Origin of the sequence: Streptomyces sp. NPDC058683, assembly GCF_042716195.1 — a bacterium.
Lineage (GTDB): Bacteria > Actinomycetota > Actinomycetes > Streptomycetales > Streptomycetaceae > Streptomyces.
Genome location: NZ_JBHXSK010000055.1, coordinates 30426 through 53831 on the forward strand (window position 1 = coordinate 30426; position 23406 = coordinate 53831).

Annotated in this window: 22 protein-coding genes; 7 read left to right on the forward strand and 15 right to left on the reverse strand. The window is 72.1% G+C overall.

What is annotated here, in order from left to right; genetic code table 11:
- Positions 1-135: 135 nt before the first annotated feature.
- From ACFWXC_RS42530 to ACFWXC_RS42545, 4 genes are all read right to left on the reverse strand, one after another.
- Entirely contained in the window at positions 136-1164 is a 1029-nt protein-coding gene (locus tag ACFWXC_RS42530; RefSeq protein ID WP_384487750.1) for a 6-phosphofructokinase, read from the reverse strand.
- Positions 1165-1299: 135 nt separating this feature from the next.
- Positions 1300-1959 (reverse strand): response regulator, encoded by a 660-nt coding sequence (locus tag ACFWXC_RS42535; protein WP_384487827.1) that lies wholly within the window; start codon positions 1957-1959, stop codon positions 1300-1302.
- A gap of 11 nt (positions 1960-1970) precedes the next feature.
- Positions 1971-3185: a MacS family sensor histidine kinase gene (gene macS / locus ACFWXC_RS42540; RefSeq protein ID WP_384487752.1), complete on the reverse strand. Its 1215-nt coding sequence runs from the start codon at positions 3183-3185 to the stop codon at positions 1971-1973.
- 50 nt (positions 3186-3235) lie between these two features.
- Positions 3236-3958: a lysophospholipid acyltransferase family protein gene (locus ACFWXC_RS42545; protein WP_384487754.1), complete on the reverse strand. Its 723-nt coding sequence runs from the start codon at positions 3956-3958 to the stop codon at positions 3236-3238.
- Between the two features lie 180 nt (positions 3959-4138).
- On the opposite strand from ACFWXC_RS42545, the gene ACFWXC_RS42550 reads away from it, so the two are divergent.
- The 4 genes from ACFWXC_RS42550 (at position 4139) to ACFWXC_RS42565 (ending at position 7265) form a co-directional block, all read left to right on the forward strand.
- On the forward strand, positions 4139-4918 hold the full coding sequence (locus ACFWXC_RS42550; protein ID WP_384487756.1) for an alpha/beta hydrolase: 780 nt from the start codon (positions 4139-4141) through the stop codon (positions 4916-4918).
- On the forward strand, positions 4911-5474 hold the full coding sequence (locus ACFWXC_RS42555) for a hypothetical protein (RefSeq protein ID WP_384487758.1): 564 nt from the start codon (positions 4911-4913) through the stop codon (positions 5472-5474). The genes ACFWXC_RS42550 and ACFWXC_RS42555 overlap by 8 nt, the downstream gene beginning before the upstream one ends.
- Positions 5475-5644: 170 nt before the next feature.
- A complete protein-coding gene (locus tag ACFWXC_RS42560) occupies positions 5645-6268 on the forward strand; it encodes an RNA polymerase sigma factor (RefSeq protein ID WP_384487759.1) in 624 nt (207 codons plus the stop codon).
- Positions 6261-7265 carry a CU044_5270 family protein gene (locus ACFWXC_RS42565; RefSeq protein WP_384487761.1) on the forward strand — a complete coding sequence of 335 codons (1005 nt, stop codon included), beginning with the start codon at positions 6261-6263 and terminating at the stop codon, positions 7263-7265. Before ACFWXC_RS42560 ends, ACFWXC_RS42565 begins: the two co-directional genes overlap by 8 nt.
- Positions 7266-7370: 105 nt before the next feature.
- On the opposite strand, the gene ACFWXC_RS42570 is transcribed toward ACFWXC_RS42565, so the two are convergent.
- The 6 genes from ACFWXC_RS42570 to ACFWXC_RS42595 form a co-directional block, all read right to left on the reverse strand.
- On the reverse strand, positions 7371-8117 hold the full coding sequence (locus ACFWXC_RS42570; RefSeq protein WP_384487763.1) for an endonuclease/exonuclease/phosphatase family protein: 747 nt from the start codon (positions 8115-8117) through the stop codon (positions 7371-7373).
- Between the two features lie 139 nt (positions 8118-8256).
- Positions 8257-9210 carry an ROK family glucokinase gene (locus tag ACFWXC_RS42575; RefSeq protein WP_384487765.1) on the reverse strand — a complete coding sequence of 318 codons (954 nt, stop codon included), beginning with the start codon at positions 9208-9210 and terminating at the stop codon, positions 8257-8259.
- A gap of 277 nt (positions 9211-9487) precedes the next feature.
- Positions 9488-9949 carry a DUF5304 domain-containing protein gene (locus tag ACFWXC_RS42580; RefSeq protein WP_384487767.1) on the reverse strand — a complete coding sequence of 154 codons (462 nt, stop codon included), beginning with the start codon at positions 9947-9949 and terminating at the stop codon, positions 9488-9490.
- A 63-nt stretch (positions 9950-10012) separates the two neighbouring features.
- Positions 10013-11167: an ArsA family ATPase gene (locus ACFWXC_RS42585; protein WP_384487769.1), complete on the reverse strand. Its 1155-nt coding sequence runs from the start codon at positions 11165-11167 to the stop codon at positions 10013-10015.
- Positions 11168-11408: 241 nt separating this feature from the next.
- A complete protein-coding gene (locus ACFWXC_RS42590; RefSeq protein WP_384487771.1) occupies positions 11409-11849 on the reverse strand; it encodes an SRPBCC family protein in 441 nt (146 codons plus the stop codon).
- A 146-nt stretch (positions 11850-11995) separates the two neighbouring features.
- Positions 11996-12793 (reverse strand): metallophosphoesterase, encoded by a 798-nt coding sequence (locus ACFWXC_RS42595; protein WP_384487773.1) that lies wholly within the window; start codon positions 12791-12793, stop codon positions 11996-11998.
- 316 nt (positions 12794-13109) lie between these two features.
- Between ACFWXC_RS42595 and ACFWXC_RS42600 the strand changes: the two genes are divergently transcribed.
- Entirely contained in the window at positions 13110-14906 is a 1797-nt protein-coding gene (locus ACFWXC_RS42600) for an AMP-dependent synthetase/ligase (RefSeq protein WP_384487775.1), read from the forward strand.
- 16 nt (positions 14907-14922) lie between these two features.
- On the opposite strand, the gene ACFWXC_RS42605 is transcribed toward ACFWXC_RS42600, so the two are convergent.
- On the reverse strand, positions 14923-16506 hold the full coding sequence (locus tag ACFWXC_RS42605) for a GMC oxidoreductase (RefSeq protein ID WP_384487829.1): 1584 nt from the start codon (positions 16504-16506) through the stop codon (positions 14923-14925).
- A 127-nt stretch (positions 16507-16633) separates the two neighbouring features.
- Positions 16634-17776: a glycosyltransferase family 4 protein gene (locus ACFWXC_RS42610; protein ID WP_384487777.1), complete on the reverse strand. Its 1143-nt coding sequence runs from the start codon at positions 17774-17776 to the stop codon at positions 16634-16636.
- Between the two features lie 111 nt (positions 17777-17887).
- Between ACFWXC_RS42610 and ACFWXC_RS42615 the strand changes: the two genes are divergently transcribed.
- Positions 17888-19123, forward strand: a complete 1236-nt coding sequence (locus tag ACFWXC_RS42615) for a glycosyltransferase 87 family protein (RefSeq protein ID WP_384487779.1) — start codon at positions 17888-17890, stop codon at positions 19121-19123.
- Here ACFWXC_RS42615 and ACFWXC_RS42620 read toward each other — a convergent pair.
- On the reverse strand, positions 19084-20409 hold the full coding sequence (locus ACFWXC_RS42620) for an MATE family efflux transporter (protein WP_384487781.1): 1326 nt from the start codon (positions 20407-20409) through the stop codon (positions 19084-19086). The genes ACFWXC_RS42615 and ACFWXC_RS42620 overlap by 40 nt on opposite strands.
- A gap of 94 nt (positions 20410-20503) precedes the next feature.
- Between ACFWXC_RS42620 and ACFWXC_RS42625 the strand changes: the two genes are divergently transcribed.
- On the forward strand, positions 20504-21049 hold the full coding sequence (locus ACFWXC_RS42625) for a PadR family transcriptional regulator (protein ID WP_384487783.1): 546 nt from the start codon (positions 20504-20506) through the stop codon (positions 21047-21049).
- On the opposite strand, the gene ACFWXC_RS42630 is transcribed toward ACFWXC_RS42625, so the two are convergent.
- Positions 21022-22218: a hypothetical protein gene (locus ACFWXC_RS42630; protein ID WP_384487785.1), complete on the reverse strand. Its 1197-nt coding sequence runs from the start codon at positions 22216-22218 to the stop codon at positions 21022-21024. The genes ACFWXC_RS42625 and ACFWXC_RS42630 overlap by 28 nt on opposite strands.
- A 30-nt stretch (positions 22219-22248) precedes the next feature.
- Positions 22249-23262, reverse strand: coding sequence for an NlpC/P60 family protein (locus ACFWXC_RS42635; RefSeq protein ID WP_384487787.1), 1014 nt, complete (start codon positions 23260-23262; stop codon positions 22249-22251).
- Between the last annotated feature and the right edge of the window lie 144 nt (positions 23263-23406).

Sequence of the window (23406 nt, forward strand, 5' to 3'; positions counted from 1 at the left end):
GTGGGGGGGTTGTTGCGGGCTCTGCGGCGGGCCCCGGGCCGTTTCACCGGGGGCCGCCCGCCCGGGTAGTCCCCGCCGCGCGCGGCCACGGTTACCGTGCGGGCGCGCGGGCCGCGGAGAGGTGTCCGGCGGCCGTCAGCCGAAGAACACCCCGACCTCCTCGTACAGCTTCGGGTCGACGGTCTTCAGCTTGGCCGTGGCCTCCGCGATCGGCACCCGGACGATGTCGGTCCCGCGCAGCGCCACCATCTTGCCGAAGTCGCCGTCCCGGACGGCGTCGATGGCGTGCAGCCCGAAGCGGGTGGCCAGCCAGCGGTCGAAGGCGCTGGGCGTGCCGCCGCGCTGGATGTGCCCGAGGACGGTGGTCCGGGCCTCCTTGCCGGTGCGCCTCTCGATCTCCTTGGCCAGCCACTCGCCGACCCCGGACAGCCGGACGTGCCCGAAGGAGTCCAGCGACCCGTCCTTGAGGACCATCTCGCCGTCCTTCGGCATGGCGCCCTCGGCGACGACCACGATCGGGGCGTACGACGCCTTGAAGCGGGAGGTGACCCAGGCGCACACCTGGTCGACGTCGAAGCGCTGCTCGGGGATGAGGATGACGTTGGCGCCGCCGGCGAGGCCGGAGTGGATGGCGATCCAGCCGGCGTGCCGGCCCATCACCTCGCAGACCAGGACCCGCATGTGGGACTCGGCGGTGGTGTGCAGCCGGTCGATGGCCTCGGTGGCGATGCCGACCGCGGTGTCGAAGCCGAAGGTGTAGTCGGTGGCGGACAGGTCGTTGTCGATGGTCTTCGGTACGCCGACGACGGGCACGCCGTACTCGTCGGTGAGGCGGGCGGCGACGCCGAGGGTGTCCTCGCCGCCGATCGCGATGAGCGCCTCGACCTCCAGCTTGGCGAGGTTGTCCTTGATCCGGCGGATGCCGTCCTCCTGCTTCAGCGGATTGGTCCGCGAGGAGCCGAGGATGGTGCCGCCGCGGGGCAGGATGCCGCGCACGGCGGGGATGTCGAGACGGACGGTGTCGCCTTCGAGGGGTCCGCGCCAGCCGTCCCGGAAGCCGACGAAGTCGTAGCCGTACTCCTGCACGCCCTTGCGGACGATGCCCCGGATGACGGCGTTGAGCCCGGGGCAGTCGCCGCCTCCGGTCAGTACTCCGACCCGCATGGAAATGTCCCTTCGCCGCGGTTGCCTGGTGGGACTCACGCTAATGGTGATCCAGCTCACACAGGGATGGGCGCGGAAGGGCAATTCCGGTGAATTGTCGGGCGGTTGGTTTACGTTCGGGCCGCGAAGATCAGATCAGTCGCCTTCCGGGCCGTCGTCGAGACCGCGCTCGATCGCGTACCGGACCAGCTCCACCCGGTTGTGCAGCTGGAGCTTGCCGAGGGTGTTCTGGACGTGGTTCTGGACCGTGCGGTGCGAGATGACCAGGCGTTCGGCGATCTGCTTGTAGCTCAGGCCCTTGGCGACCAGCCGCAGCACCTCGGTCTCGCGGTCGGTGAGCCGGGGCGCGTCGGGCCCGCCGGCGTCCGATGCCGGCGCCGGCTCGGAGGCCAGCCGGCGGTACTCGCCGAGTACCAGACCGGCCAGGCCCGGCGTGAACACCGGGTCGCCGACCGCGGTACGGCGGACCGCGTCCAGCAGCTCCTCGGTCGAGGCCGACTTCAGGAGGTAGCCGGTCGCGCCGGACTTCACCGCCTCCAGGACGTCGGCGTGCTCCCCGCTCGCCGAGAGCACCAGCACGCGCAACGCCGGGTTGTGGCCGACGAGTTCCTTGCAGACCTGGACGCCGGGCTTGGCGGGCAGGTTGAGGTCCAGGACGAGGACGTCGGGCGCGGCGGCCCTGGCGCGGCGCACCGCCTGCTCGCCGTCCCCGGCGGTGGCGACCACCTCGAACCCGGACTCCGCCAGATCCCGGGCGACCGCGTCGCGCCACATGGGGTGGTCGTCGACCACCATGACCCTGATGCTCATCGCCGCTCCGCCTTCCCCAGGGAGACCTTCGGTACCTTCAGCTCTACTTCCGTGCCCTGCCCGGGAGTCGAGAACAGCTCGGCGCTGCCGCCGAGGTCGCGCAGCCGCCCCCGGATGGACTGCGCCACCCCGAGCCGTCCCTCCCCCTCGGCCTGGGCGAGCCGGCCCTCCGGGATCCCGGGGCCGTCGTCCCGTACGGACACCACGATCTCGCCGGGCTCGTCCTCGACCAGGATCCAGGCCCGCGCCTCGTCCCCCGCGTGACTGCGCACGTTGTCCAGGGCGGCACCGACGGCCGCGGCCAGCTCGCGTGCCGCACCCGGCGGCAGCTCCACCGGCGCACCGGGCTCGGCCAGGCTCACCCGGGCTCCGGCGTACGGCGCGAGCAGCGTGCGCAGGTCGACGGGACCGGAGTCGTCCGGCTCCTCGACGAGGCGTACGAGCGCACCCTCGGCCGTGTCCTCGGAGGCCCGCGAGAGCGGCACCAGACCGCCGGAGACCAGGGTGCGCAGCGCCACCTCCTGCTCCCCCGCCATCCGGCCCAGTGCGGCCGCCTCGCCGCCGAGGACCGCGCCCCGGCGCTGCACCATCGCCAGCACCTGGAGCACGCTGTCGTGGATGTCCCGGGCGAGCCGCTCCCGCTCCCGGGTCGCCGCCTCGATCTCCAGGGCGCGGGCGAGGGTGCGCTCGGAGGCGCGGGCCACCTCGACGACGTACCCGATGGCGATGGAGGCGACCCAGACCAGGATCACGTTGTGGACGGTGTCACGGGCCGGGTGGCCGCGCTCGACGAGGTTGGCGGCGGCGACCGGCGTGGAGGCGAACGCGGCCCAGCGCCAGCCGCCCTTGAGGGCGTAGGCGAGGACCGAGCCGGCGGTCCATATCGACGGCAGGGTCGGGCCGCCGCGGTCGATATGGCCCTGGGTGACCACCCAGGGGGTCAGCACGATGCCGGTGAGCGCGATCACGAGGTCGACGGCGAGGAAGCGCTTGGTGCAGGCGGCCGCGTTCTGGACGCGGGGCAGGGTCGCCAGCGTCCAGACGGTCAGGACGGCGTAGTAGGCGATGGCGACACCCGGACGGTCGTACTCGTCGTAGGCGGACGCGAACAGGCCGATCGCGTACAGCAGGGTCAGCAGGCGGTAGCCGGTCAGGGCACGCCACAGGGGCAGCTCGACCGACATCCGTATGACGCGTTCCCGCTTGGTCATCTCCCCCAGTCCCCCCTGGCCCCCTGGCCCCGGCCCCCCGTACCGCCGGTCTAGGACTCGACGGCCTTCTTCTCGGCCTTCGCCGCCTCTTTCTCGGCCTTGGCGGCCTCCGCGATCCGCCGTTTGGCCGCGGTCGCGTAGATGTCGACGTACTCCTGGCCGGAGAGCTTCATGATCTCGTACATGACCTCGTCGGTCACCGCGCGCAGCACGAACCGGTCGTGCTCCATGCCCTGGTAACGGCTGAAGTCCAGCGGCTTGCCGATCCGGATGCCCGGGCGCATCAGCTTGGGCATCACCTGCCCCGGCGGCTGGATCTTCTCCGTGTCGATCATGGCGACCGGGACGACCGGGGCGCCCGTCGCGAGCGCCACGCGCGCGAGGCCGCCCGGCTTGCCCCGGTAGAGGCGGCCGTCGGGCGAGCGGGTGCCCTCCGGGTAGATGCCGAACAGCTCGCCGCTCTCCAGCACGTCTATGCCGCTCTGCACCGCCGCCTCGCCGGCGCCGCGCGCGCCGGAACGGTCCACCGGGAGCTGGCCGACGCCCTTGAAGAAGGCGGCCGTGAGGCGGCCCTTCACGCCGGGCGTGGTGAAGTACTCGGCCTTCGCGATGAAGGTGACCTTGCGGTCCAGCACCGCGGGCAGGAAGAACGAGTCCGAGAAGGACAGGTGGTTACTCGCCAGGATCGCCGGGCCCTCGGCCGGGACGTTCTCCAGGCCCTCCACCCAGGGCCTGAAGGCGACCTTCAGCGGTCCCCCGATAGCGACCTTCATCGCGCCGTACAACAACCGAGTGCCTCCCGTTTCCGTCGATGAGACCTTAACCCGGAGCGCCGGGAATGGCCCCGACGACCCTGGTCGGTGTCAGTGCGGTCGCGTACGGTGAAACACATCCGAAGTCGTCGTTCGTGCCTCTCTCAGTTCCTGCCCCCTCTCATGAATTGGAGACCGAAGGTGCCGGTTCTCCCCGGAGCCGAGCCGTACCGCCATGACGGCGGAGAGACCGGTGTCCTGCTCTGTCACGGTTTCACCGGCTCGCCCCAGTCGCTGCGCCCCTGGGCGGAGCACCACGCGGCACACGGCCTGACCGTGTCCGTGCCCCTGCTGCCCGGGCACGGCACCCGCTGGGAGGACATGCAGGTCACCGGCTGGCCGGACTGGTACGCGGAGGTGGACCGCGAGCTGCGTCTGCTGCGCGAACGCTGCTCGCGGGTGTTCGTGGCGGGCCTGTCCATGGGCGGCACCCTGGCACTCAGGCTGGCCGCCAAGAACGGGACGGGTGTGGACGGCGTGGTGATCGTCAACCCGGCGAACAAGGTGCACGGCCTGTCTGCGTACGCCCTTCCGGTGGCCCGGCATCTGGTCCGCACGACCAGGGGCATCGCCAGCGACATCGCCAAGCCGGGCGCCGCGGAGGTGGGGTACGACCGGGTGCCGCTGCACGCCGCGCACTCGCTGCGGAACTTCTTCCGCCAGGTGGACGGCGAGCTTCCGCAGGTGACCCAGCCGCTGCTGCTCCTGCGCAGCACCCAGGACCATGTGGTTCCGGCGGTCGATTCGGCCCGGATCCTGAGCCGGGTGTCCTCCACGGACGTAACGGAGGTAGTGCTGGAACAGAGTTACCACGTGGCGACGTTGGACCACGATGCGGACCGGATCTTCGAGGGGAGCCTCGCCTTCATCGGCCGGCTCGCACCCAGTGTCGGCAAGGAAGGGACGGCCGCAGTTGGCTGAGCACGACTCCGACCGCGAGGACCGCGAGCCGGACGAGACAGGGGTGCCCTTCGACGAGGCGGCCGCCTGGGCGGCGATCGTCGCCGGGTACGGCGACGAGCCGCCGGACCCGCCGGGCGCGAAGCCCTACAAGCCGGTGGAGGACCTGGCGCTGCCGGCCACGGACGAGGACGCCGCCGAACCCGGGGCGCCCGAGGAGCAGCGGCCTGCGCAGCCCCTGGGCAGCTCCGTCTCCTTCGCCCCCGGGGTGGGCCCGCGTGACTACACGGCGCCGGAGCCGTCCGAGGACGACTTCGACGATGACGACGAGGGTCACTTCGTGCCGCCCGAGCCGCCGCCGCTGCCGGCCGCCGACACGACCGCCAGGTTCGCCTGGCTGGGCGTGGTGGGCGGGCCGATCCTGCTGCTGGTCGCGGTGCTGCTCGGCTGGGACATGACCTGGTGGCTGGCGACGGCGGGGATCGGCGGGTTCCTCGGCGGTTTCGTCACGCTGGTGACCCGGATGAAGACCGACGACGACGAGGACGGCGACCCCGGGCGGGGAGCCGTCGTCTGACCGATCCACGCCCGCCCGAGGGCCCGTCCGGAGTCGCTCCGGACGGGCCCTCGCGTTTCCGCGTGCGCCCCTGCGCCGAAAAGGGAACTCGGTTCGGCCGACCGGCGAAGGAGAGGTGAACCGCCAAACCCAAGCCTTCGAGGCGTTCGCACGAACGGAAAGGAGCCCCGATGACCGTAGGACCACCGGGCACCGGTACCCGCGACGAGGATCGTGAGGACAGCGACGCCCGGGTGATCGCGCGGTCCCGGGACGAGCCCGAGCAGTTCGCCATGCTCTTCGACCGGTACGCCGACGCCGTGCACCGTTACGCGGCCCGGCGGCTGGGTCCGGAGGCGGCGGAAGACCTGATGGCGGAGACCTTCATCACCGCCTTCCAGCGACGCCACACGTACGACCTCGCTCGCGCCGACGCCCGCCCGTGGCTGTTCGGCATCGCGACCAACCTCGTGGGCCGGCACCGCCGGGCCGAGGCACGCCGGTTCAAGGCGCTGTCCCGGCTGCCGGAGCCGGTGGTGCACGAGGAGCCGGTCGCGGACCGCGCGGTCGCCAGGGCCGGTGCCACGGGGGTGCGCCGGGAACTGGCGGCCGCGCTGGGCGGGTTGTCCGCCCGGCATCGCGATGTCGTGCTGCTGGTGGCGTGGGCGGACCTCGACTACGAGGAGGCCGCCGAGGCGCTCGGGGTGCCGGTCGGCACCATCAGATCACGACTGCACCGGGCTCGCGGCCGACTGCGCGAGGCACTGGGCGGAACCGATCCGACGGCTTTCCGGGAGGTGGACGCCCGTGCGTGACATCGACGAACTGCGCGAACTGAGGGACTTCGACATGGGGGCTCCCCCGCTCGACGACGCGACCAGGCAGCGGGCACGGGCCCGCCTGCGCGCGGCGATGGCCGGGCCCGCCCCGCGGGTGCGGCAGCGCCGCCCGGTCCTGCGCGTCGCCCTGACGGCCGGACTGGCCGCCGCGGTCGCCGCCGGCGTCCTGGTCGCCGTACGGGACGACGACGGCACCCGCACGCACCGCACGGCAAAGCCGCCGGCGACCAGTGCGCCCGCGATGCGGAACGTGAGTGCGCAGACGGTGCTCATGAGGGCCGCCGCATACGAGCGCAAGCACGAGCGGACGGTCAGCCCGCGCGACGACCAGTTCATCTACACCAAGGAGATCATCAAGGAGACGAACCAGAAGACCGGTGCGACGAGGAGCTACACCGACGAGAACTGGCGCTCGGTGGACGGCTCCAAGCGGGGCTGGACGATGGAGATCGGCAAGGGCTGGTGGTCGCCGCCGCTGCAGAAGGGCGAGAGCGTCTGGCCGCCGCAGGACTGGGGCAGGCTGCGGAAGCTGCCGACCGACCCCGAGCAGCTGATCCTGTCGATCACGAACGAGTTCGGCGGCCGGAAGACCTCGCTCGACGACCTCACCGACGAGGACTGGTCGCAGGTCCACTTCAGCCTCGCCGGGCTGCTGAAGCTGGTCCCGGTGGAGCCGGAGGGGCTGCGGCCCGCGGCGTACGAGGCGCTCGGCATGGTGCCGGGGGTGAGGGTCGTGCCGGGCCAGAAGGACGCGAAGGGGCGCACCGGGGTGGCCATCACGTACGACGACCCGACGCTCCCGAAGGGCTCGGTGGGCTTCGGCGGCTACTTCATCTTCGACCCCGTGACCTACGAGTTCCTCGGCTTCCGCGACGTGCGTACCTCGGGCGACGGCGCGGCCATGAAGACGTACACCCAGCTCTCGTATCTCGACAGCTGGGCCGTCGTGGACAAGGTGAAGCAGCGGCCGTAGACGGCCGGGCAGCGGCGGGGACCCCGAGGGCGGCCAGGACCGGGAGACGGTCGGTGGCCGCCCTCAGGGCGTGGCCCCCGACGGACTCGCTCCGGTGGCTCCGGTTCAGGCCGCGGGCACCCGGAGCACGGCCAGCACGGGCAGGTGGTCCGTCGCCCTGGCCAGGTCGGCCGCGGCCACGCCCGGCTGGTCCAGGGGCACGCCGCAGCCGAGCACCTCGATGCCCTTCGTCGCGAAGACCGCGTCGATGCGCTGATGGGGGTCGGTGGACCCGGAGGTGAACTCGCCGCCCCAGGGTGCGGTGGTACGGCAGTCCTGGAAGGCGTCGGCCAGGCGGCGGAAGGTGCGGCCGTCGGGGCGGTCGTTGAGGTCGCCGCCGGCGACGGCGTGCTCCACGCCCATGCCGGCGACCCGGTCGAGGAGCATGCCGCCCTGCTCGTAGCGCTCCTCCTGCTGGAGGCTGAGGTGGAAGCTGGTGACGCCGAGACGGACGCCGCCGAACCGGACGACGGCGGTCGCGAAGCCGCGGCGGTGCAGGCCGGGGGTGAGGGGCAGGAGGACGTCCTCGGTGCGCTCCACGGTGGCGCGGAGGTCGCAGAGGACGGCCGGGCCGGCCGCGGTCGCTCCGCCGGTGAGGATCACCAGGTCGGAGGCGGCGGCCAGGCGGGCGAGCTTCTTGCGCCAGCGGAAGAACCGGGGCGCTTCCTGGATCAGGACCAGGTCGGGGGCGCAGGCCTTGATGACACGGGCCAGGGCCTGGGTGTCGTCCCGCATGGAGCGGATGTTGTAGCTGAGGACGCGGATGACGGCGGAACCGTCGGGCTCTGTGTGGGAGTTGGGGAGCGGCGCCATGTGGATCAATGTACGCCGGACGAGGGGCCGGGCGCCTATGGGGGTGGGGCGCGAGGTGGATGTGCGACTGCCGGTGCGTGGTGGCTTGTCGCGCAGTTCCCCGCGCCCCTTGAAGGAAAGTGGGACCAGTGGGCGGCGCTTACATGATCGGGTCGGGCTCCCGTGCCAGGTCCGCCGCTCCGACCAGTCCGGCCTCGTTGCCCAGCTGGGCCGCGATGACCTCTGCCACCGGGCGCCAGTTGCCGCCTACCAGCCAGCGCTTGTAGGACTTGCGGATCGGGTCCAGGACCAGTTCGCCCTCGTCGGAGAGGCCGCCGCCGACGATGAAGGCGGAGGGGTCGAAGAGAGAGGCCAGGTCGGCGAGGCCGGCGCCGGCCCAGCGGGCGAGCTCGCGGTAGGAGTCGACGGCGACCGGGTCGCCCTGGCGGGCGGCCATGGAGATGTGCTTGCCCTCGATGCCCTCGGGGGTGCCGTCACCGAGGCCGAGCAGGATCTCGGCGTTCTCGGGGGTGGCGTTCGCGCGCTGCGTGGCGTAGCGGACGAGGGCGCGGCCGGAGGCGTACTGCTCCCAGCAGCCCTGCGAGCCGCAGCCGCACAGCAGCCCGTCCGGAACCATGCGGATGTGACCGAACTCGGCGGCGACGCCGAAGTGGCCGCGGCGCAGCTTGTTGCCGATGATGATGCCGCCGCCGAGGCCGGTGCCGAGCGTGATGCAGATGACGTTGCGGTGGCCCTTGCCGGCGCCGAACTTGTACTCGCCCCAGGCGGCGGCGTTGGCGTCGTTCTCCACGACCACGGGGAGGCCGACGCGGGCCTCGACCTTTTCCTTCAACGGCTCCTGGCGCCAGTCGATGTTGGGCGCGAAGTAGACCGTGGAGCGCTGCCGGTTCACATAGCCGGCGGCACCGATGCCCACGCCGACGATCTCGTGCCCGGCGCGCGCACCCTCTACGGCGGAGGCAATGGCGTCCACGATGCCCTCGGGCGTGCCCGGGGTCGGCACCTTGTGGGTCGAGAGGATGTTGCCTTCCTCATCGACCACGCCGGCCGCGATCTTCGTGCCGCCGATGTCGACGCCGATGGTGAGTCCCATGAATCCCTCAGTTTCGGTCGAGCCCCGCTACGGCCAACCGTACCCGAGGCCCTGCCATCGGGTTCCCGTCGTCCGCCCGCAGGGCGGGCCCGGCGGGGCCTGGTGCGTGCAGCTGCAAGGCGGAGGAGGGAGTCGACGCGGTGGGGGCACCCCCGGCCGAAGGCTGGGGGACGTCGGCGACCGACGACAACGCCGCTGGGGGTACCCCCTCTGGGGGAGTGCGTGCCAGGCCCCGCCGGGCAGGCGGGAACCCGATGGCAGGGCCTTCAGGGGGCTGTCAGTCGAGGTCGATGCGTTCGCCGGGGCCGGGGTCGTCGCCCTTGTCGTGGCCGCCGGAGGTCCAGCGGGTCTCCTGGGTCTGGACCGCGGAGCGGTAGGCGGCGAGCAGTTCGCCGCCGGCCGCGGCCAGGTGGTCGAAGACGTCGGGGTTGCGCTCTATGACGGGCTCGACCGCGTTCTTCGCCTGCTGCACGACCTGCCGGACCACCTGCGAGGCGGCGGGCCCGGCGACCGCCCCGAGGAGCGGGCTCTGGATACCGGAGAGCTTGTCGGCGACGGCGTCGACGAGCTTGCGCAGCTCCTCGGCGGCCGACCCCGGGGGCGGGCCGTACTGGGCGCGACGGCGGACCTTCTCCGCCGCCAGGTCCTCGGCACAGGCCGTGGCCCAGGCGTCGGCGTCGGTCGCCCGTACGTCGTCCGCGGCCTCGGAGGCGTCGGCTGTGGGGCGCTCTTCGCTCATGACGGACTCCTGACTACGGTTCGTCTCTACGACGTTACCCGAACGGGCGTACCGGATTCACCGTCAGCGCGGCCACAGATCCGGGTCCGGCGTGAAGCGCATCCGCAGCTCGCCGTCGCGCAGCGCGGCCCCGGCGACGGTGCAGCGGCGCAGGGCCGACGGCAGTGCCACGATCCGGCGGAAGCCGCCGACGGTGATCACGAGTTCGTCGCCGCGCCGGACGAGGTCGAGGCCGTCCCGTATCGCACCGGGCAGCGGGATGTGCCAGACGAGGACGCCGTCCTCCTCGATCCGGTCGGCGACGGGCCACTCGACCGGTGCGGGCGCGGTGTTGACGCCGGGCACGGCGAGCGCGGTGAGGTCCTCGGTGCCGCGCGGGTCGTGCCCGAGGTGGGGCACGGCGGTGACGTCGAACGTCTCCGACCAGTCGGCGAGGGCCTTGCGCTGCTGGGCGACGAGACCGTGCAGGGGGGTGTCCTCGGGCAGGACGCGGTTGGCGACGAGGGCCTCGGTGCGCAGGCCGCGCAGGGCGAGGCCGAGGCGGGTGGTACGGACCGCGTCGGCGCCGGCCGGGCCGGGCTCGGCGACCAGGCGTACGGCGGTGTGGCGGTCGGCGAGGACGGCCTCCACGGCGGCCAGCTCGACGTCCCAGCGGGCGGCCGTCTCGTAGAGCCAGTCGGCGGGCATGGGGACGCCGGCGAGCCGGCCGAGGACCGGGCGCAGGGCGCGGGCCGCCTGCCGCTCGGGCGGGAGCAGGCGGCGCAGGTAGCGGCGCAGCTCCTCGGGGAGGGCGAGCAGGTCGAGGGCGTGCGGGGCGGGCGGGAGGTCCACGACGAGCAGCTCGTACCGCTCGGAGAGGGCGGCGTCGCGCAGGGCGCGCAGGAGGGACAGCTCCTCGGCGCCGGGCAGCGGGGTGAGCTCCTCGGCGTCCAGGCGGGAGGCGCCCAGCAGGTCGAGGACGCTCGCGGCGCGGTTCTGGAAGGCGGTGAGGTCCTCGCGGAACCGGACGGCCGCGTCGGGGCGCCAGGCGGTGAGGGTGGGGGTGACCCGGGTCGGCGCCGGTCCTGTCGCCGTGCCCAGGGCCGCACCGAGGGTGTCCGTGCGGTCGGCGCCGAGCACGAGGGTCGGGATGCCCTCGCCCGCGGCGCGCAGAGCGGTGGCCGCGGCGACGGCCGTACGGCCACTGCCGCCTGGTCCGGTGATCAGGATGGTGCGCATGGGGGTGAACCGTAACTGACGCGGACGTCGCTCGAAGGTGCCCGGCGCTGGTGCCGGGGCGGGGGTGGGGTCGCTTACCGGCGCTTGCAGGGTGCCTCCCCCAGAGGGGGTACCCCCAGCGCCCACCCGTGCCGCCCCAGCGGCACGACTGCCCGCGGCTGAAGAGAAACGGCAGGCGAAGCGCCCCTTCAGGGGCGCGGGGAACTGCGCGACCAGCCACATCGCGCCCGCAGCCGAACGACTACGCGCCCGCCTCCACCCGCTTCTTCAGCCCCGCCAGAGCACGGTCGATGATGACCTTCTCGGCCTTGCGCTTGATCATCCCGAGCATCGGGATCTTCACGTCCACCGTCAGCGAGTACGTCACCTCGGTCGCCCCCGCCCCCGCCGGCTTCAGCAGGTAGGACCCGTCCAGCGACCGCAGCATCTGGGACTTCACCAGCGTCCAGGAGACCTCGTTGTCACCGGTCCAGGTGTACCCCAGCGTCTGGTCGTCCTTGATCGCACCCGCGTCCATGACGAGACGGACCTGCTCGGCCCGGCCCTTCGCGTCGGTCTTCAGCACCTCCGCCTCCTTCACCTCACCGGTCCAGTCCGGGTAACGGGTGAAGTCGGCGATCACCGCCATGACGTCGGCCGGGGCCGCCTCGATCGTGATGCTCGAGCTGGTGTGTTCCGCCATCGCCGTGGCTCCTCCAGATGCGGGCCGGTGAGACCAGTACTGAGACCAGTACAAGGGGTCTCCGTGCGCGAGCGTGCGCACGCGTGTGCAGCGTGAAGGCTACCGCGCGCCCGACCAGGCGACTTCACCCCCGTCCGGGGCCGTCGTCACCATTCCAGCGCCCAGGGCCGCCCGGTACCGGCGAAGTGCCCTACGTTCACGCACTCGGTGGCCCCGATCCGCATCCGCTTCACCAGCGGCTGGTGGACATGTCCGAAGAGCGAGTAACGCGGCCTGGTGCGCCGGATGGCGTCGAGCAGCGCCCGGCTGCCCCGTTCGAAACGGCGCGCCACCGTGTCGTACACCAACTCCGGCACCTCCGGCGGAATGTGCGTGCACAGCACGTCGACCTCGCCGAGCGCCTCGATCTTGGCCGCGTACTCCTCGTCGGAGACCTCGTAGGGGGTGCGCATGGGAGTGCGCAGCCCGCCGCCCACGAAGCCGAAGACCCGGCCCCCGATCTCCACCCGCTGCCCGTCGAGGATCGTGGTGCCCGGTCCCGCGTACTCCGGCCAGAGCGGTGGGATGTCGACATTGCCGTAGGTGGCGTACGTCGGGGTCGGGAACGCCGCGAACATCTCGGCGTACTGCTTGCGCACCGCCTTCTCGATGGCCGTCGCCCGGTCCATGCCGATCCCGCCCCACAGCCGGGCCCCGAGCTCCCGGGCCTCCTTGAAGCGGCGGGCGGTGCGGAGTTCGACGAGGCGGTCGGCGTTCTCGACGCCGAACAGGTCGGGGAAGATGCCGCGCGAGTGGTCGGCGTAGTCGAGGAAGAGGACCAGGTCGCCGAGGCAGATCAGGGCGTCCGCGCCGTCACCGGCGCTGGCCAGGTCACGGGCGTTGCCGTGCACGTCGCTGACCACGTGGACGCGGGTCGTTCGGTTGCCGGAGGGTGTGGCTGCCATGGTGATCAAGCGTAGGCCTGTGCGGCAAACGTGAACAGGCGATGGCCGGACCTGCGGTTACTGGTCAGTCACTAAAGCCGTGGACTACCGTACGCGAAGGAACACCAACCTGTGTGACGCACCGAACATCTCGCCGGGACCCCCTGTCGAAGAAGCCATACCGGCGGGTAACGTCCGGGCAGTCCAGTCGTGCTCAGGAATTCAACCAACGGATCTTCCGGCCCGTGGCGAAGCCCTGAGTACCTGCCCGAGCCTTGGACCGCACCGTCGCATCGCACAACGTCGTGGCGTCGGCGCCCTATGAGGAGCAGCAGTCTTGCGCGAGTTCAGCCTTCCGGCTTTGTACGAGGTCCCCGCGGACGGCAATCTGACCGACATCGTCCGCAGAAACGCCGCGCAGCATCCGGATGTCGCCGTCATGGCCCGCAAGGTCGGCGGTGTCTGGCAGGACGTGACCGCCACCACCTTCCTGACCGAGGTGCACGCGGCCGCCAAGGGTCTCATCGCCTCCGGCGTCCAGCCGGGCGACCGGGTCGGCCTGATGTCCCGCACCCGCTACGAGTGGACGCTCCTCGACTTCGCGATCTGGTGCGCCGGCGCGGTCACCGTGCCGGTGTACGAGACCAGCTCGCCGGAGCAGGTGCAGTGGATCCTCAGCGACTCCGGCGTGACCGCCTGCGTCGTCGAACTCGACACCCATGCGGCCGCCGTCGAGTCGGTGCGCGAGGCGCTGCCGGCGCTCAAGCACGTCTGGCAGATCGAGGCCGGCGGCCTGGAGGAGCTGGGCCGGCTCGGCCAGGGCGTCACGGACGCGACCGTCGAGGAGCGCAGCTCACAGGCGAAGGCGGACGACCCGGCGACCATCGTCTACACCTCGGGGACGACGGGCCGCCCCAAGGGCTGCGTCCTCACCCACCGCAACTTCTTCGCCGAGTGCGGCAACATCGTGGAGCGCCTGCGCCCGCTGTTCCGCACCGGCGAGTGCAGTGTCCTGCTCTTCCTGCCGCTCGCCCACGTCTTCGGCCGGCTCGTGCAGATCGCCCCGATGATGGCGCCGATCAAGCTGGGCTGCGTCCCGGACATCAAGAACCTCACCGACGAACTGGCCGCGTTCCGGCCGACGCTGGTCCTCGGCGTCCCGCGGGTCTTCGAGAAGGTCTACAACTCGGCGCGCGCCAAGGCGCAGGCGGACGGCAAGGGCAAGATCTTCGACAAGGCCGCGGACACCGCGATCGCGTACAGCAAGGCGCTGGACACGCCGTCGGGCGCGTCCCTCGGCCTGAAGATCAAACACAAGACCTTCGACAAACTCGTCTACAGCAAGCTGCGCGCGGTGCTCGGCGGCCGGGGCGAGTACGCCATCTCCGGCGGCGCCCCGCTCGGCGAGCGCCTGGGCCACTTCTTCCGCGGTATCGGCTTCACGGTCCTGGAGGGCTACGGCCTGACCGAGTCCTGTGCCGCCACCGCGTTCAACCCCTGGGACCGGCAGAAGATCGGCACGGTCGGCCAGCCGCTGCCCGGCTCGGTGATCCGGATCGCGGACGACGGCGAGGTGCTGCTGCACGGCGAGCACCTGTTCCGGGAGTACTGGAACAACCCCGGCGCGACCGCCGAGGCACTGGCCGACGGCTGGTTCCACACCGGCGACATCGGCACCCTGGACGAGGACGGCTACCTCAGGATCACCGGCCGCAAGAAGGAGATCATCGTCACCGCGGGCGGCAAGAACGTCGCCCCGGCCGTGATCGAGGACCGCATCCGCGCGCACGCGCTGGTCGCGGAGTGCATGGTGGTGGGCGACGGGCGGCCGTTCGTGGGCGCGCTGATCACCATCGACGAGGAGTTCCTGGGCCGCTGGGCGGCCGACCACGGCAAATCGGCGGGCTCCACCGCGGCGTCGCTGCGTGACGACCCGGATCTGATCGCGGCGATCCAGGACGCTGTGGACGACGGCAACGCCGCGGTGTCGAAGGCGGAATCGGTGCGGAAGTTCCGCATTCTGTCCTCCCAGTTCTCGGAGGAGTCGGGCCACCTGACGCCGTCCCTGAAGCTCAAGCGCAATGTGGTGGCGAAGGACTACGCGGACGAGATCGAGGCCCTCTACCAGAAGTAGACGGGCACTTGGCGGCTCAGAAGTCCTCGGCGAGAACCCGTTCCATCGTCCGCTCGGCGAGCGCGGTGATGGTCACGAACGGGTTCACGCCGATGTTCCCGGGCACCAGTGAGCCGTCCGTGACGTACAGCTTCGGATACCCCTTCACCCGGCCGTAGTCGTCGGTCGCCCTGCCGAGCACGCAGCCGCCCAGCGGGTGGTAGCAGAAGTCGTCCGCGAACACCTTGCTGCCCGACCCGAACAGGTCGTACCGGTAGATCGTCGCGTTGGCCGAGTTGATCCGGTCGAAGAGCTTCTTGGCCATGGCGACCGAGACCGCGCTCTGCGCCGCGGTCCAGCCCAGCTTCACCCCGTCGCTCGCGGCGTCGTAGGTGAAGGAGGCCCGTTGCGGGTTCTTGGTGATCGCCAGGTACAGGCTGATCCAGGTCTCGAACCCGATGGGCAGCGGGGCGATCTCCGCGAAGACCGGGTTGTCGGTGTTGGCCCAGTCGTCGATGCCCATCACCGGCATGGTCGCCTGGTTGGCGCCGGTGGTGTCCCAGATGTGGTTGGCGCGCCCGAGCATGGTGTTGCCGTTGGTGCTCCACCCGGCGCCGACACCGGAGTTGAGCGCGGGCAGCGCCCCGGTGTCCCGGGCCCGCACGAGCAGTTCGGTGGTCCCGAGACTCCCGCCGCCGAGGAACAGGTAGGTACAGCTGTACTGCTTGCTCTCCACGACGGCTCCGGTCACGTCGATCCGGTCGACGCCGAGCAGCCAGCTCCCGTCGCTCGCCCGGCTGACGGACCTCACCTTCTCCATGGTGTGGATGGTGAGGTTGCCGGTGCCGAGGGCGGCGGCGAGGTAGGTCTTGTCGAGGCTCTTCTTGCCGTAGTTGTTGCCGTAGATGACCTCCTGCGCGAGCGCGGATTTGGTGGCGGTGCCGGCGGCTTCCTTCTGCATGTACCCGAAGTCGTAGACGTTGGGTACGAAGGTGGTCTTGAGGCCGGTGTTGGCGGCGGCCTTCCTGGAGGTCCGGGTGAACTGGTACCACTCGGTCGACTCGAACCAGGTGGCGTCGACGGTGTTGACGCCGAGCATGGAGCGGGCGCGCGGGTAGTACGTGCTGTACATCGCGCTCGCGTCCACGGTCGGGAACTGCTCGCTGAAGTACGACTGGAGCGGGGTCACCGCCATGCCCCCGTTGACCAGCGAACCCCCGCCCACACCGCGCCCGACGTACACGGACATGTTGTCGTAGTGCACCCGGTCCAGGACGCCCGGATAGGGGGTGATGTCCTTGTTGACGACGTCCAGCCAGAGGAAGCTGGCGAGCGGGGCCTCCGTGCGGGACTTGAACCACATGGATCTCTGGTCCGGGGCGGCGGTGGAGCAGAAGATCTTGCCGTCGGAGCCGGCCGTGTTCCACAGCCGGCCCATCTCGATCATCAGGGTCCGCACGCCGGCCTGCCCGAGCCGGAGCGCGGCCACGGCGCCGCCGTACCCGGAACCGACCACGATCGCGGGCGCGTTGTCGACGGCGGCCGCCTCCTCGGCGGCCTGCGCCGACTGGAGTCCGACACGGGTGAGACCGGCCGCGGCGGCGGTCTGGAGGGCGATCATGCCCAGGATGTGACGTCTAGTCAGCTGACGCTGCATCAGTTTTGCTGTCATGCGCGCAGCATGTGCGGATTTTCCGGTTCCGCCTAGGGGTACGGCGCGCTTTGCCGCAACCCCTTGAACCTGCCTTTTACAGAAGCTCCTCGAGCCGCTCCGCCAGCAGGTCCCAGCGCCACTTCTCCTCGACCCACAACCGCCCCCGCTCCCCCATCCGCCGCCGCAGCTCCGCATCCCCCAGCAGCACGACGATCCGCTCGGCGGCCTCCTCCACCGAGCCACCCCGCACCACCCACCCGGTCTCTCCGTCCAGCACCGCGTCGGGCGCCCCGCCGGAGTCCCCCGCCACCACCGGCAGCCCGGTGGCCGAGGCCTCCAGGTACACGATCCCGAGCCCCTCCACGTCCAGCCCGCCCCGCCGCGTCCGGCAGGGCATCGCGAAGACGTCGCCCGCGCCGTAGTGCGCGGGCAGCTCGGACCACGGCACGGCCCCCGTGAACCGCACCGACGCCTCCACCCCCGTCTCCCGGACCAGCCGCCGCAGCTCCTTCTCGTACGGGCCGCCGCCGACGATCAGCAGGACCGCGTCCGGCTGGGCGGCCAGGATCAGCGGCATCGCGAGGATCAGCGTGTCCTGCCCCTTGCGCGGCACCAGCCGCGACACGCACACGACCACCGGCCGCTCGCTCAGCCCCAGCCGTGCCCGCACCTCGGCACCCCCGGACTCGGGGTGGAACGTCTTCTCGTCCACCCCCGGCGGCAGCTGCACCATCCGCCCGGCCGCGGCCGGGCTGAGCGCGGTGGCGATCCGGGACCGCGTGTACTCGCCGAGATAGGTGATGGTGTCGGTCGCCTCGCCGATCCGCCCGAGCAGCTGCCGGGCGGCGGGCAGCTGGGCCCAGCCGGCCTCGTGCCCGTGGGTGGTGGCGACCAGCCGCTGTGCCCCGGCCTTCCGCAGCGCCGGCGCCATCAGCCCGAGCGGAGCCGCGGCCCCGAACCACACCGACGTGCACCCGTGCTCCCGGAGCAGCCCGGCCGCGGTCCGGGTCGCCCCCGGCGTGGGCAGCAGCATCGTCGTACGGTCGCGTACGACGGTGAAGGGCTGCTCCGCGTCGAACGCGGCGGTGGCCAGGGCGCCCTCCCGGCCCCGCTTCCACGTGGACGCGTAGACCACGAGCCGCTCCGGGTCCAGCCGCAGGGCCATGTTGTGCAGAAAGGCCTGGATGCCGCCCGGCCGGGGCGGGAAGTCATTGGTCACGATGAGGGTCTTGTGCATCGCGGCCGACCCTACCCGCACAGTGTGTTCGGCCGTGCTTCATGGCCGTCGCACAGGGCGTCGGGAGATCATGTGGCGCACTCCCAGGCAGGGCGACGGACAGGGGCTCAGGTGGACAGGACGGGCGAGAGGCGTGCCCTGGCGTTGCTGCTGGTCGTCTGGGGTGCCACCCGGCTGGTGCTGCTGCTGTTCGTGCTGAAGGTGTTCGTGTTCCCGGGCGCGGACGTCACGACCGACGTGTCGGTGATCTACCAGGGCTGGTACGAGGTCCTCCGGCACGGAACGTTCCCTCTGGACGACGTCACCTGGCAGTACCCGCCCGCGGCCGCCCTGGCGATCCTCGCCCCCGGGCTGCTGCCCTTCCTGGACTACCCGACCGCCTTCTTCGTGCTGGCCCTCCTGGCCGACCTGCTGGTGCTCTCCCTCCTCCTCTACACGGGCCGGCGCCCCGGCCGCACCCTGCGCGGCGCCTGGATCTGGGTGCTCGGCGTGCCGCTCCTCGGCCCGACCGTCTACTCCCGCTACGACCTGATGGTCACCGCGGTCGCCGTCGCCGCGCTGCTCGCCGGGGCCCGGCACCCCCGGCTGATGGGCGCGCTGGCCGGCTTCGGCGCGATGGTCAAGGTGTGGCCGGCGCTGCTCCTCGTGGGTGCCGTACGGCGGCGGGCCTGGGCGTCGGCGGCGCTCACGGCGGGCGCGGTCGGGGCGCTGTTCGCGGTGGCCATGCCCGGCGCGTTCGCCTTCCTGACCTTCCAGCGGGACCGGGGCACCGAGGTGGAGTCGCTGGGCGCGCTGGTCCTGCACATCGCCCGGCACTACGGCTGGCAGGGCGAGGTGCTGCTCAACTACGGCTCGATCGAATTCCTCGGCCCGCAGGTGAAGACGGTGAGCGCGGCGGCCCTGGTGCTGACCGCGTGCGCCTTCGGCTGGCTGCTGCTGTGGCGGCTGTGCGCGGTCCGCTTCCGGTCCCACACGCTCGCGGACGCCGCCTTCACGGCCGTCCTGATGTTCACGGTCACCAGCCGGGTGATCAGCCCGCAGTACATGGTGTGGCTGGTGGGCCTGGCCGCCGTCTGCCTCTGCTACCGGGCCGACCGGATGACCCTGCCGGCGGTCCTGGTCCTCCTGGCCACCTTCGTGACGGTCCTGGAGTTCCCGGTCGGCTTCTCGCACATCGTGGTGAGCGACTGGTACGGCATCACCCTGCTGCTCCTGCGCAACGGCCTGCTGGTCGCGGCGACGGTCACGGCGGCCCGGCAGCTGTGGCGCTCCACGGCGCCCGAGGCCCCGGCCGCCCCGCTGCCCGCTCAGACCGCCCGCACGAAGGAGACCTCGGTCCCCTCCTGAGCGCGGGCCAGGAGCAGCCCGACGGCCGCGCACTGCACGGCCATCGCGAGGGCCAGCGCCAGACAGACCCCGGGCAGCCCGAGCCCCGACAGGCCGTACGCGAGGGACAGTTGGACGGCCGTGCCGAGGACGGTCACCCGCAGCAGCGCCGGCGCTCCCCCGCTGCCCTCGAAGACCCCGCCGAGCGCGATGCAGCCGGCCGTCAGCAGCAGATACGGCCCGGCGCAGCGCAGGAACAGCACGCCCTGGTGCGCGACGGCGGGCCCGGCGCCGAAGGCCGCCATCACCCAGGGCGCCGTCACGGCCAGCAGCACGGCGGCGGCCAGTCCGAGCGCCCCCGACACCAGCACGGCCTGCCGCCCGATCTCGTTGCGCGCGTCCCGTCCCTCGCCCCGGGTGTGCGCGGTGTGGATGGAGGCCGCCTGGCGCACCGCGTAGAAGGCCATCGTCGCCACGTACATGACCTTGTACGCGATCGCGTACGCGGCCACCGCCGGCACTCCGAGCCGGGCCACGATCGCCACCAGCACCAGCGCGCCGCCCTGCCGCACGGTGAAGTCGGCGGACATGGGCAGACCGGTGCGCAGGGTCCGGCGCAGGGCGGCGGGTACCGGTGCGGCGGGCTCCGCGGCGGCGGCCGTGCGCAGGAGGGTGTTGCGGCGCAGGGCGCGCAGGCCGGCCGCGAGGGCCACGGCGCGGCACAGCACGGTCGAGGCGGCGGCGCCCCGGACGCCGTACAGGTGGATGAGGAGCGGGTCGCAGACCAGGATCAGACCGTTGGCCAGGAGGGCCAGGCGCAGGGGGGTGCGGGTATCGCCGGCGCCCTTGAGGATGCCGTCGACCAGTTGCTGGACGAAGAAGACGGTCATGCCCGGCAGGGAGACCGCGAAGTAGGCGGTGGCCAGGTGCAGGGCGGGGCCAGGGCCGCCGAGCACCAGCCGGGCCAGGGGTTCGCGCAGCAGCAGCCCGGCCGCCACGACCACCGGAGTGACCAGCCCGCACAGCGCCCAGCCGCCACGTACGGCGGCCCGCACGGCCCCGGGATCCCGTGCTCCTCTGGCATGCGCGACCAGCACGGTCGTACCGGAGGCGAAGACCAGGGCGATGCCGAGCAGCACGTTCTCGGCGTTGGTCGCCACGGCCACGGCGGCCACGGCGGCGGAACCGAGCCGGGACACCCAGACGGTGTTGATGATCCCGGCGGCGACGGAGGCCAGCAGTGAGAAGTAGACGGGGTGGGCGAGCGAGATCAGCTCTGTGCGGTGTGCGTTCGTCCGGCGTTTCATCCGGTAGGTCCCCCTCTTATCGAGCTACCTCGATTAGAGGTAGCTCGATAAGAGCTAGCATGGGGATCCCGAGACCCGCAAGGAGGAAACCGGCGTGCTGGAACTGTCGATCCTGGGCTTTCTCGCCGAGGAGCCCTTGCACGGCTACGAGTTGAAGGAGCGCATCAAAGCGCTGCACGGGCATGTCCGCCCGGTCAGCGACGGCGCCCTCTACCCGGCGATCGCCCGGCTGGTCGCCGCCGGCAAACTCGACCAGCACACCGAGGACGGAGCGAGCGCGGCCCCGCGCCGGGTGCTGTCGCTCACCGAGAAGGGCCGGGCCGACCTGCTGGGCCGGCTGCGTGAACCCAAGCAGGCGGAGATCACCGACCAGGTCCGCTTCAACACGGTCCTGGCCTTTCTGCGCCATCTCGGCGAGCCGGTGGAGCAGGCGGCCGTACTGCGCCGCAGGCTGGACTTTCTGGAGACCCCGTCGAGCTTCTTCCACCGGGACGGCGAGCCCGTGCGGGCCGAGGAGAGCGGGGATCTCTTCCGGGAGGGCATGCTGCGGGTGGCGCGGGCGACCGGGACGGCCGAGCGGGCCTGGCTGAAGGAGGCGATCGAGCGGCTGACTCAGCCGCCGAGCAGATCCGTCAGGTAGTCGCGCCAGCGTGCGGTGAAGTCCGGCAGGGTGGTGCCGAGTTCCTTCCGCAGCGCGTCCTCGACGGCGCCCGTACGGCCCTGGTGGGCGCCGACGGCCCGGTAGAAGGCGCCGAGCCGCTCCTCGCCCCAGTGGGCGGCGATCATCCGGCAGGCCAGCCAGCCGCCCTCGTAGGCCTCGGCCAGCTTGGTGGGGTCGTCGGTGAAGCCGAAGTCCTTGTCCTCCGGAAGGTCCGCGGGAAGGTCCCCGTCCCGCACGGCGCGGGCCAGTTCCGGTGCGGCCTCGGTGGGCGTACGGCCGCTGTCCAGGTAGCCGATCCAGTCGGCGTACCCCTCGGAGAGCCAGAGCGGGGTGGCGGCCGAGGTGTGGGCGCGGGTGGCGACATGGGTCGTCTCATGGGTGAGGACCACCTGCTTGCCGACCGAGCCGAGGACGGCGTACGCCTCCGGGTTGAGGATGACCCGGTCCGCCGGGGCCTGGCCGGAGCCTCCCGCCTCGCCGGTGGTGACGGCGGCGATGCCCCGGTAGTTGGAGGCGGGGGCACCCAGCAGGCCCGCCATGCCGTTCAGCGACTGGGGTACGACCAGGACCACCCGCTGGGTCCAGTCCGTGCCCCAGGCCTTGGAGACCTCGGGGACGGCGGTGTCGGCGAGACCGGCGTAGTCCCGCAGGGTGTCCCGGGACTGGCCGACGCCGAGAACCAGGCTGTGCGCTCCCTTGACGGCCGTCACGGTGCCCTGGTCCCAGAGCTGCTGCCCCGACTTGCCGGCGGGCTTGTCGGCGGCCACGTACCAGTGGCCGTCGGCGGTGCGGCTGAGGGTCAGGGTGCGGTCGGTGGTGACCGGGGCCTTGTCGTAGCCCTCGATGCGGTAGCGGAGCTGGGCGTCGGCAGTGGCCTCGGCGCCGTCGGGGTGGAGGGCGGTCAGCCGGTAGCTCCACTCCGCGAGCGGTACGGCCCGCAGGTCGGCGTACGAGCTCCGGGTACCGGTCTCGGCGTAGGCCCCCTCGTCATGGCCGAGGACGGCGGCCGCGCGCCGGTCCAGGACCTGCTGCACCTCGGCCATCGCCGACCCGGTCGCCGCCTGCCCGCCGCCGCATCCCGTCAGCGGCAGGAGCAGCAGACACAGCCCCGCCGCTCCTGAGCGCCACGCCCGCCTGCCACCAGCCACTTTCCGATCGTACGGGTCGGGGCCCGAAAGTCAGGGCCGGGTGACGGAGGAGATGGGCATCATCCCGACCGGGTCGTAGCGGACCGGGGCGCCCGGGTAGGGGGCGTGGATGACCTGTCCGTTGCCGACGTACATCCCCACATGGCTGGCGTCGGAGCGGTAGACGACCAGGTCACCGGGTTGCGCCTGGGAGAGCGGGACCTGGTGGCCGGCGTTGCGCTGCTCCTGCGAGGTGCGCGGCAGATGGATCCCGGCCTGCGCGTACGACCACTGCATCAGGCCCGAGCAGTCGAAGCCGGAGGGGCCGCTGGAGCCCCACACGTACGGCTTGCCGAGGGCGGCGCGGGCGGCGGCCACCGCGGCGGCGGCGCGGCCGTCGGGGGCGCCCACCCCGGAGAGGTCGGGGAGGTCGGCGCGGTCGTCGCCGCGGGAGGCGTGCTCGAAGGCGGCGCGGTCGGCGGCGGGCAGCGCGTTGAGCAGCCGCCGGGCCTTGGCGAGCTTCTTCTCCACGGTGGCCTTGTGGGAGGCGACCGCCTTGCGGCTGCGCTCCAGCTGGGTGAGTTTCCCGGCGGCCTCGCTGCGTTCCTGGGCGAGTTCGCGCATCGCCGCCTGGAGCTGCCTGAGCTGCCCGGCCTGGCGGACGTCGATGCGGTCGAGGAGGGAGGCCCGGTCGAGGTAGTCCTCGGGGTCGTCGGAGAACAGCAGGGCGACGGTGGGGTCGATGCCGCCGGAGCGGTACTGGGCGCCGGCGAGCGAACCGAGCGCCTCCCGCATGGCGTTGATGCGCTGCTGCTGGCGGGCGATGCGGTCCTGGGAGTCGTTCACCTCGTGACGCAGCGCGCCGGCCCGCTCGTCGGCCTTGTTGTAGGCCTCGGTCGCCTCCTCGGCCTGCCGGTACAGCCGGTCCACCTCGGCGCGGCTCCCGTGCGGGGCCGCGCTCGCGGGTACGGCGCCGAGCGCGGCTGCCGCGGCCGACAGCACACAGAGGGCGGCACCGGCGCCCCGGTTGAACCCGGACGGTGCGAGACGGCGATGAAACCCCACGGCGGTCCTTCTGCTGGCGGACAGGTACCGCTTCCTCCGGCGCCGGGGACGGGGATGCCCGGGCGCCGGAGGAAACGCGCCAGACAGTAGCCGTGCGAGCACACCCCGGCCAAAGACCTCGCCGGGCACATAACGTGACGCCCC

Coding starts and splice junctions, on each gene's coding strand:
- ACFWXC_RS42545 (WP_384487754.1), bottom strand. CDS start 3,958: ATGAAGGTCGCTATCGGGGGACCGCTGAAGGTCGCCTTCAGGCCCTGG.
- ACFWXC_RS42610 (WP_384487777.1), bottom strand. CDS start 17,776: ATGCACAAGACCCTCATCGTGACCAATGACTTCCCGCCCCGGCCGGGC.
- ACFWXC_RS42535 (WP_384487827.1), bottom strand. CDS start 1,959: ATGGTGGTCGACGACCACCCCATGTGGCGCGACGCGGTCGCCCGGGAT.
- ACFWXC_RS42530 (WP_384487750.1), bottom strand. CDS start 1,164: ATGCGGGTCGGAGTACTGACCGGAGGCGGCGACTGCCCCGGGCTCAAC.
- ACFWXC_RS42595 (WP_384487773.1), bottom strand. CDS start 12,793: ATGGCAGCCACACCCTCCGGCAACCGAACGACCCGCGTCCACGTGGTC.
- ACFWXC_RS42575 (WP_384487765.1), bottom strand. CDS start 9,210: ATGGGACTCACCATCGGCGTCGACATCGGCGGCACGAAGATCGCGGCC.
- ACFWXC_RS42580 (WP_384487767.1), bottom strand. CDS start 9,949: ATGAGCGAAGAGCGCCCCACAGCCGACGCCTCCGAGGCCGCGGACGAC.
- macS (WP_384487752.1), bottom strand. CDS start 3,185: ATGACCAAGCGGGAACGCGTCATACGGATGTCGGTCGAGCTGCCCCTG.
- ACFWXC_RS42570 (WP_384487763.1), bottom strand. CDS start 8,117: ATGGCGCCGCTCCCCAACTCCCACACAGAGCCCGACGGTTCCGCCGTC.
- ACFWXC_RS42590 (WP_384487771.1), bottom strand. CDS start 11,849: ATGGCGGAACACACCAGCTCGAGCATCACGATCGAGGCGGCCCCGGCC.
- ACFWXC_RS42560 (WP_384487759.1), top strand. CDS start 5,645: ATGACCGTAGGACCACCGGGCACCGGTACCCGCGACGAGGATCGTGAG.
- ACFWXC_RS42585 (WP_384487769.1), bottom strand. CDS start 11,167: ATGCGCACCATCCTGATCACCGGACCAGGCGGCAGTGGCCGTACGGCC.
- ACFWXC_RS42620 (WP_384487781.1), bottom strand. CDS start 20,409: ATGAAACGCCGGACGAACGCACACCGCACAGAGCTGATCTCGCTCGCC.
- ACFWXC_RS42605 (WP_384487829.1), bottom strand. CDS start 16,506: ATGATCGCCCTCCAGACCGCCGCCGCGGCCGGTCTCACCCGTGTCGGA.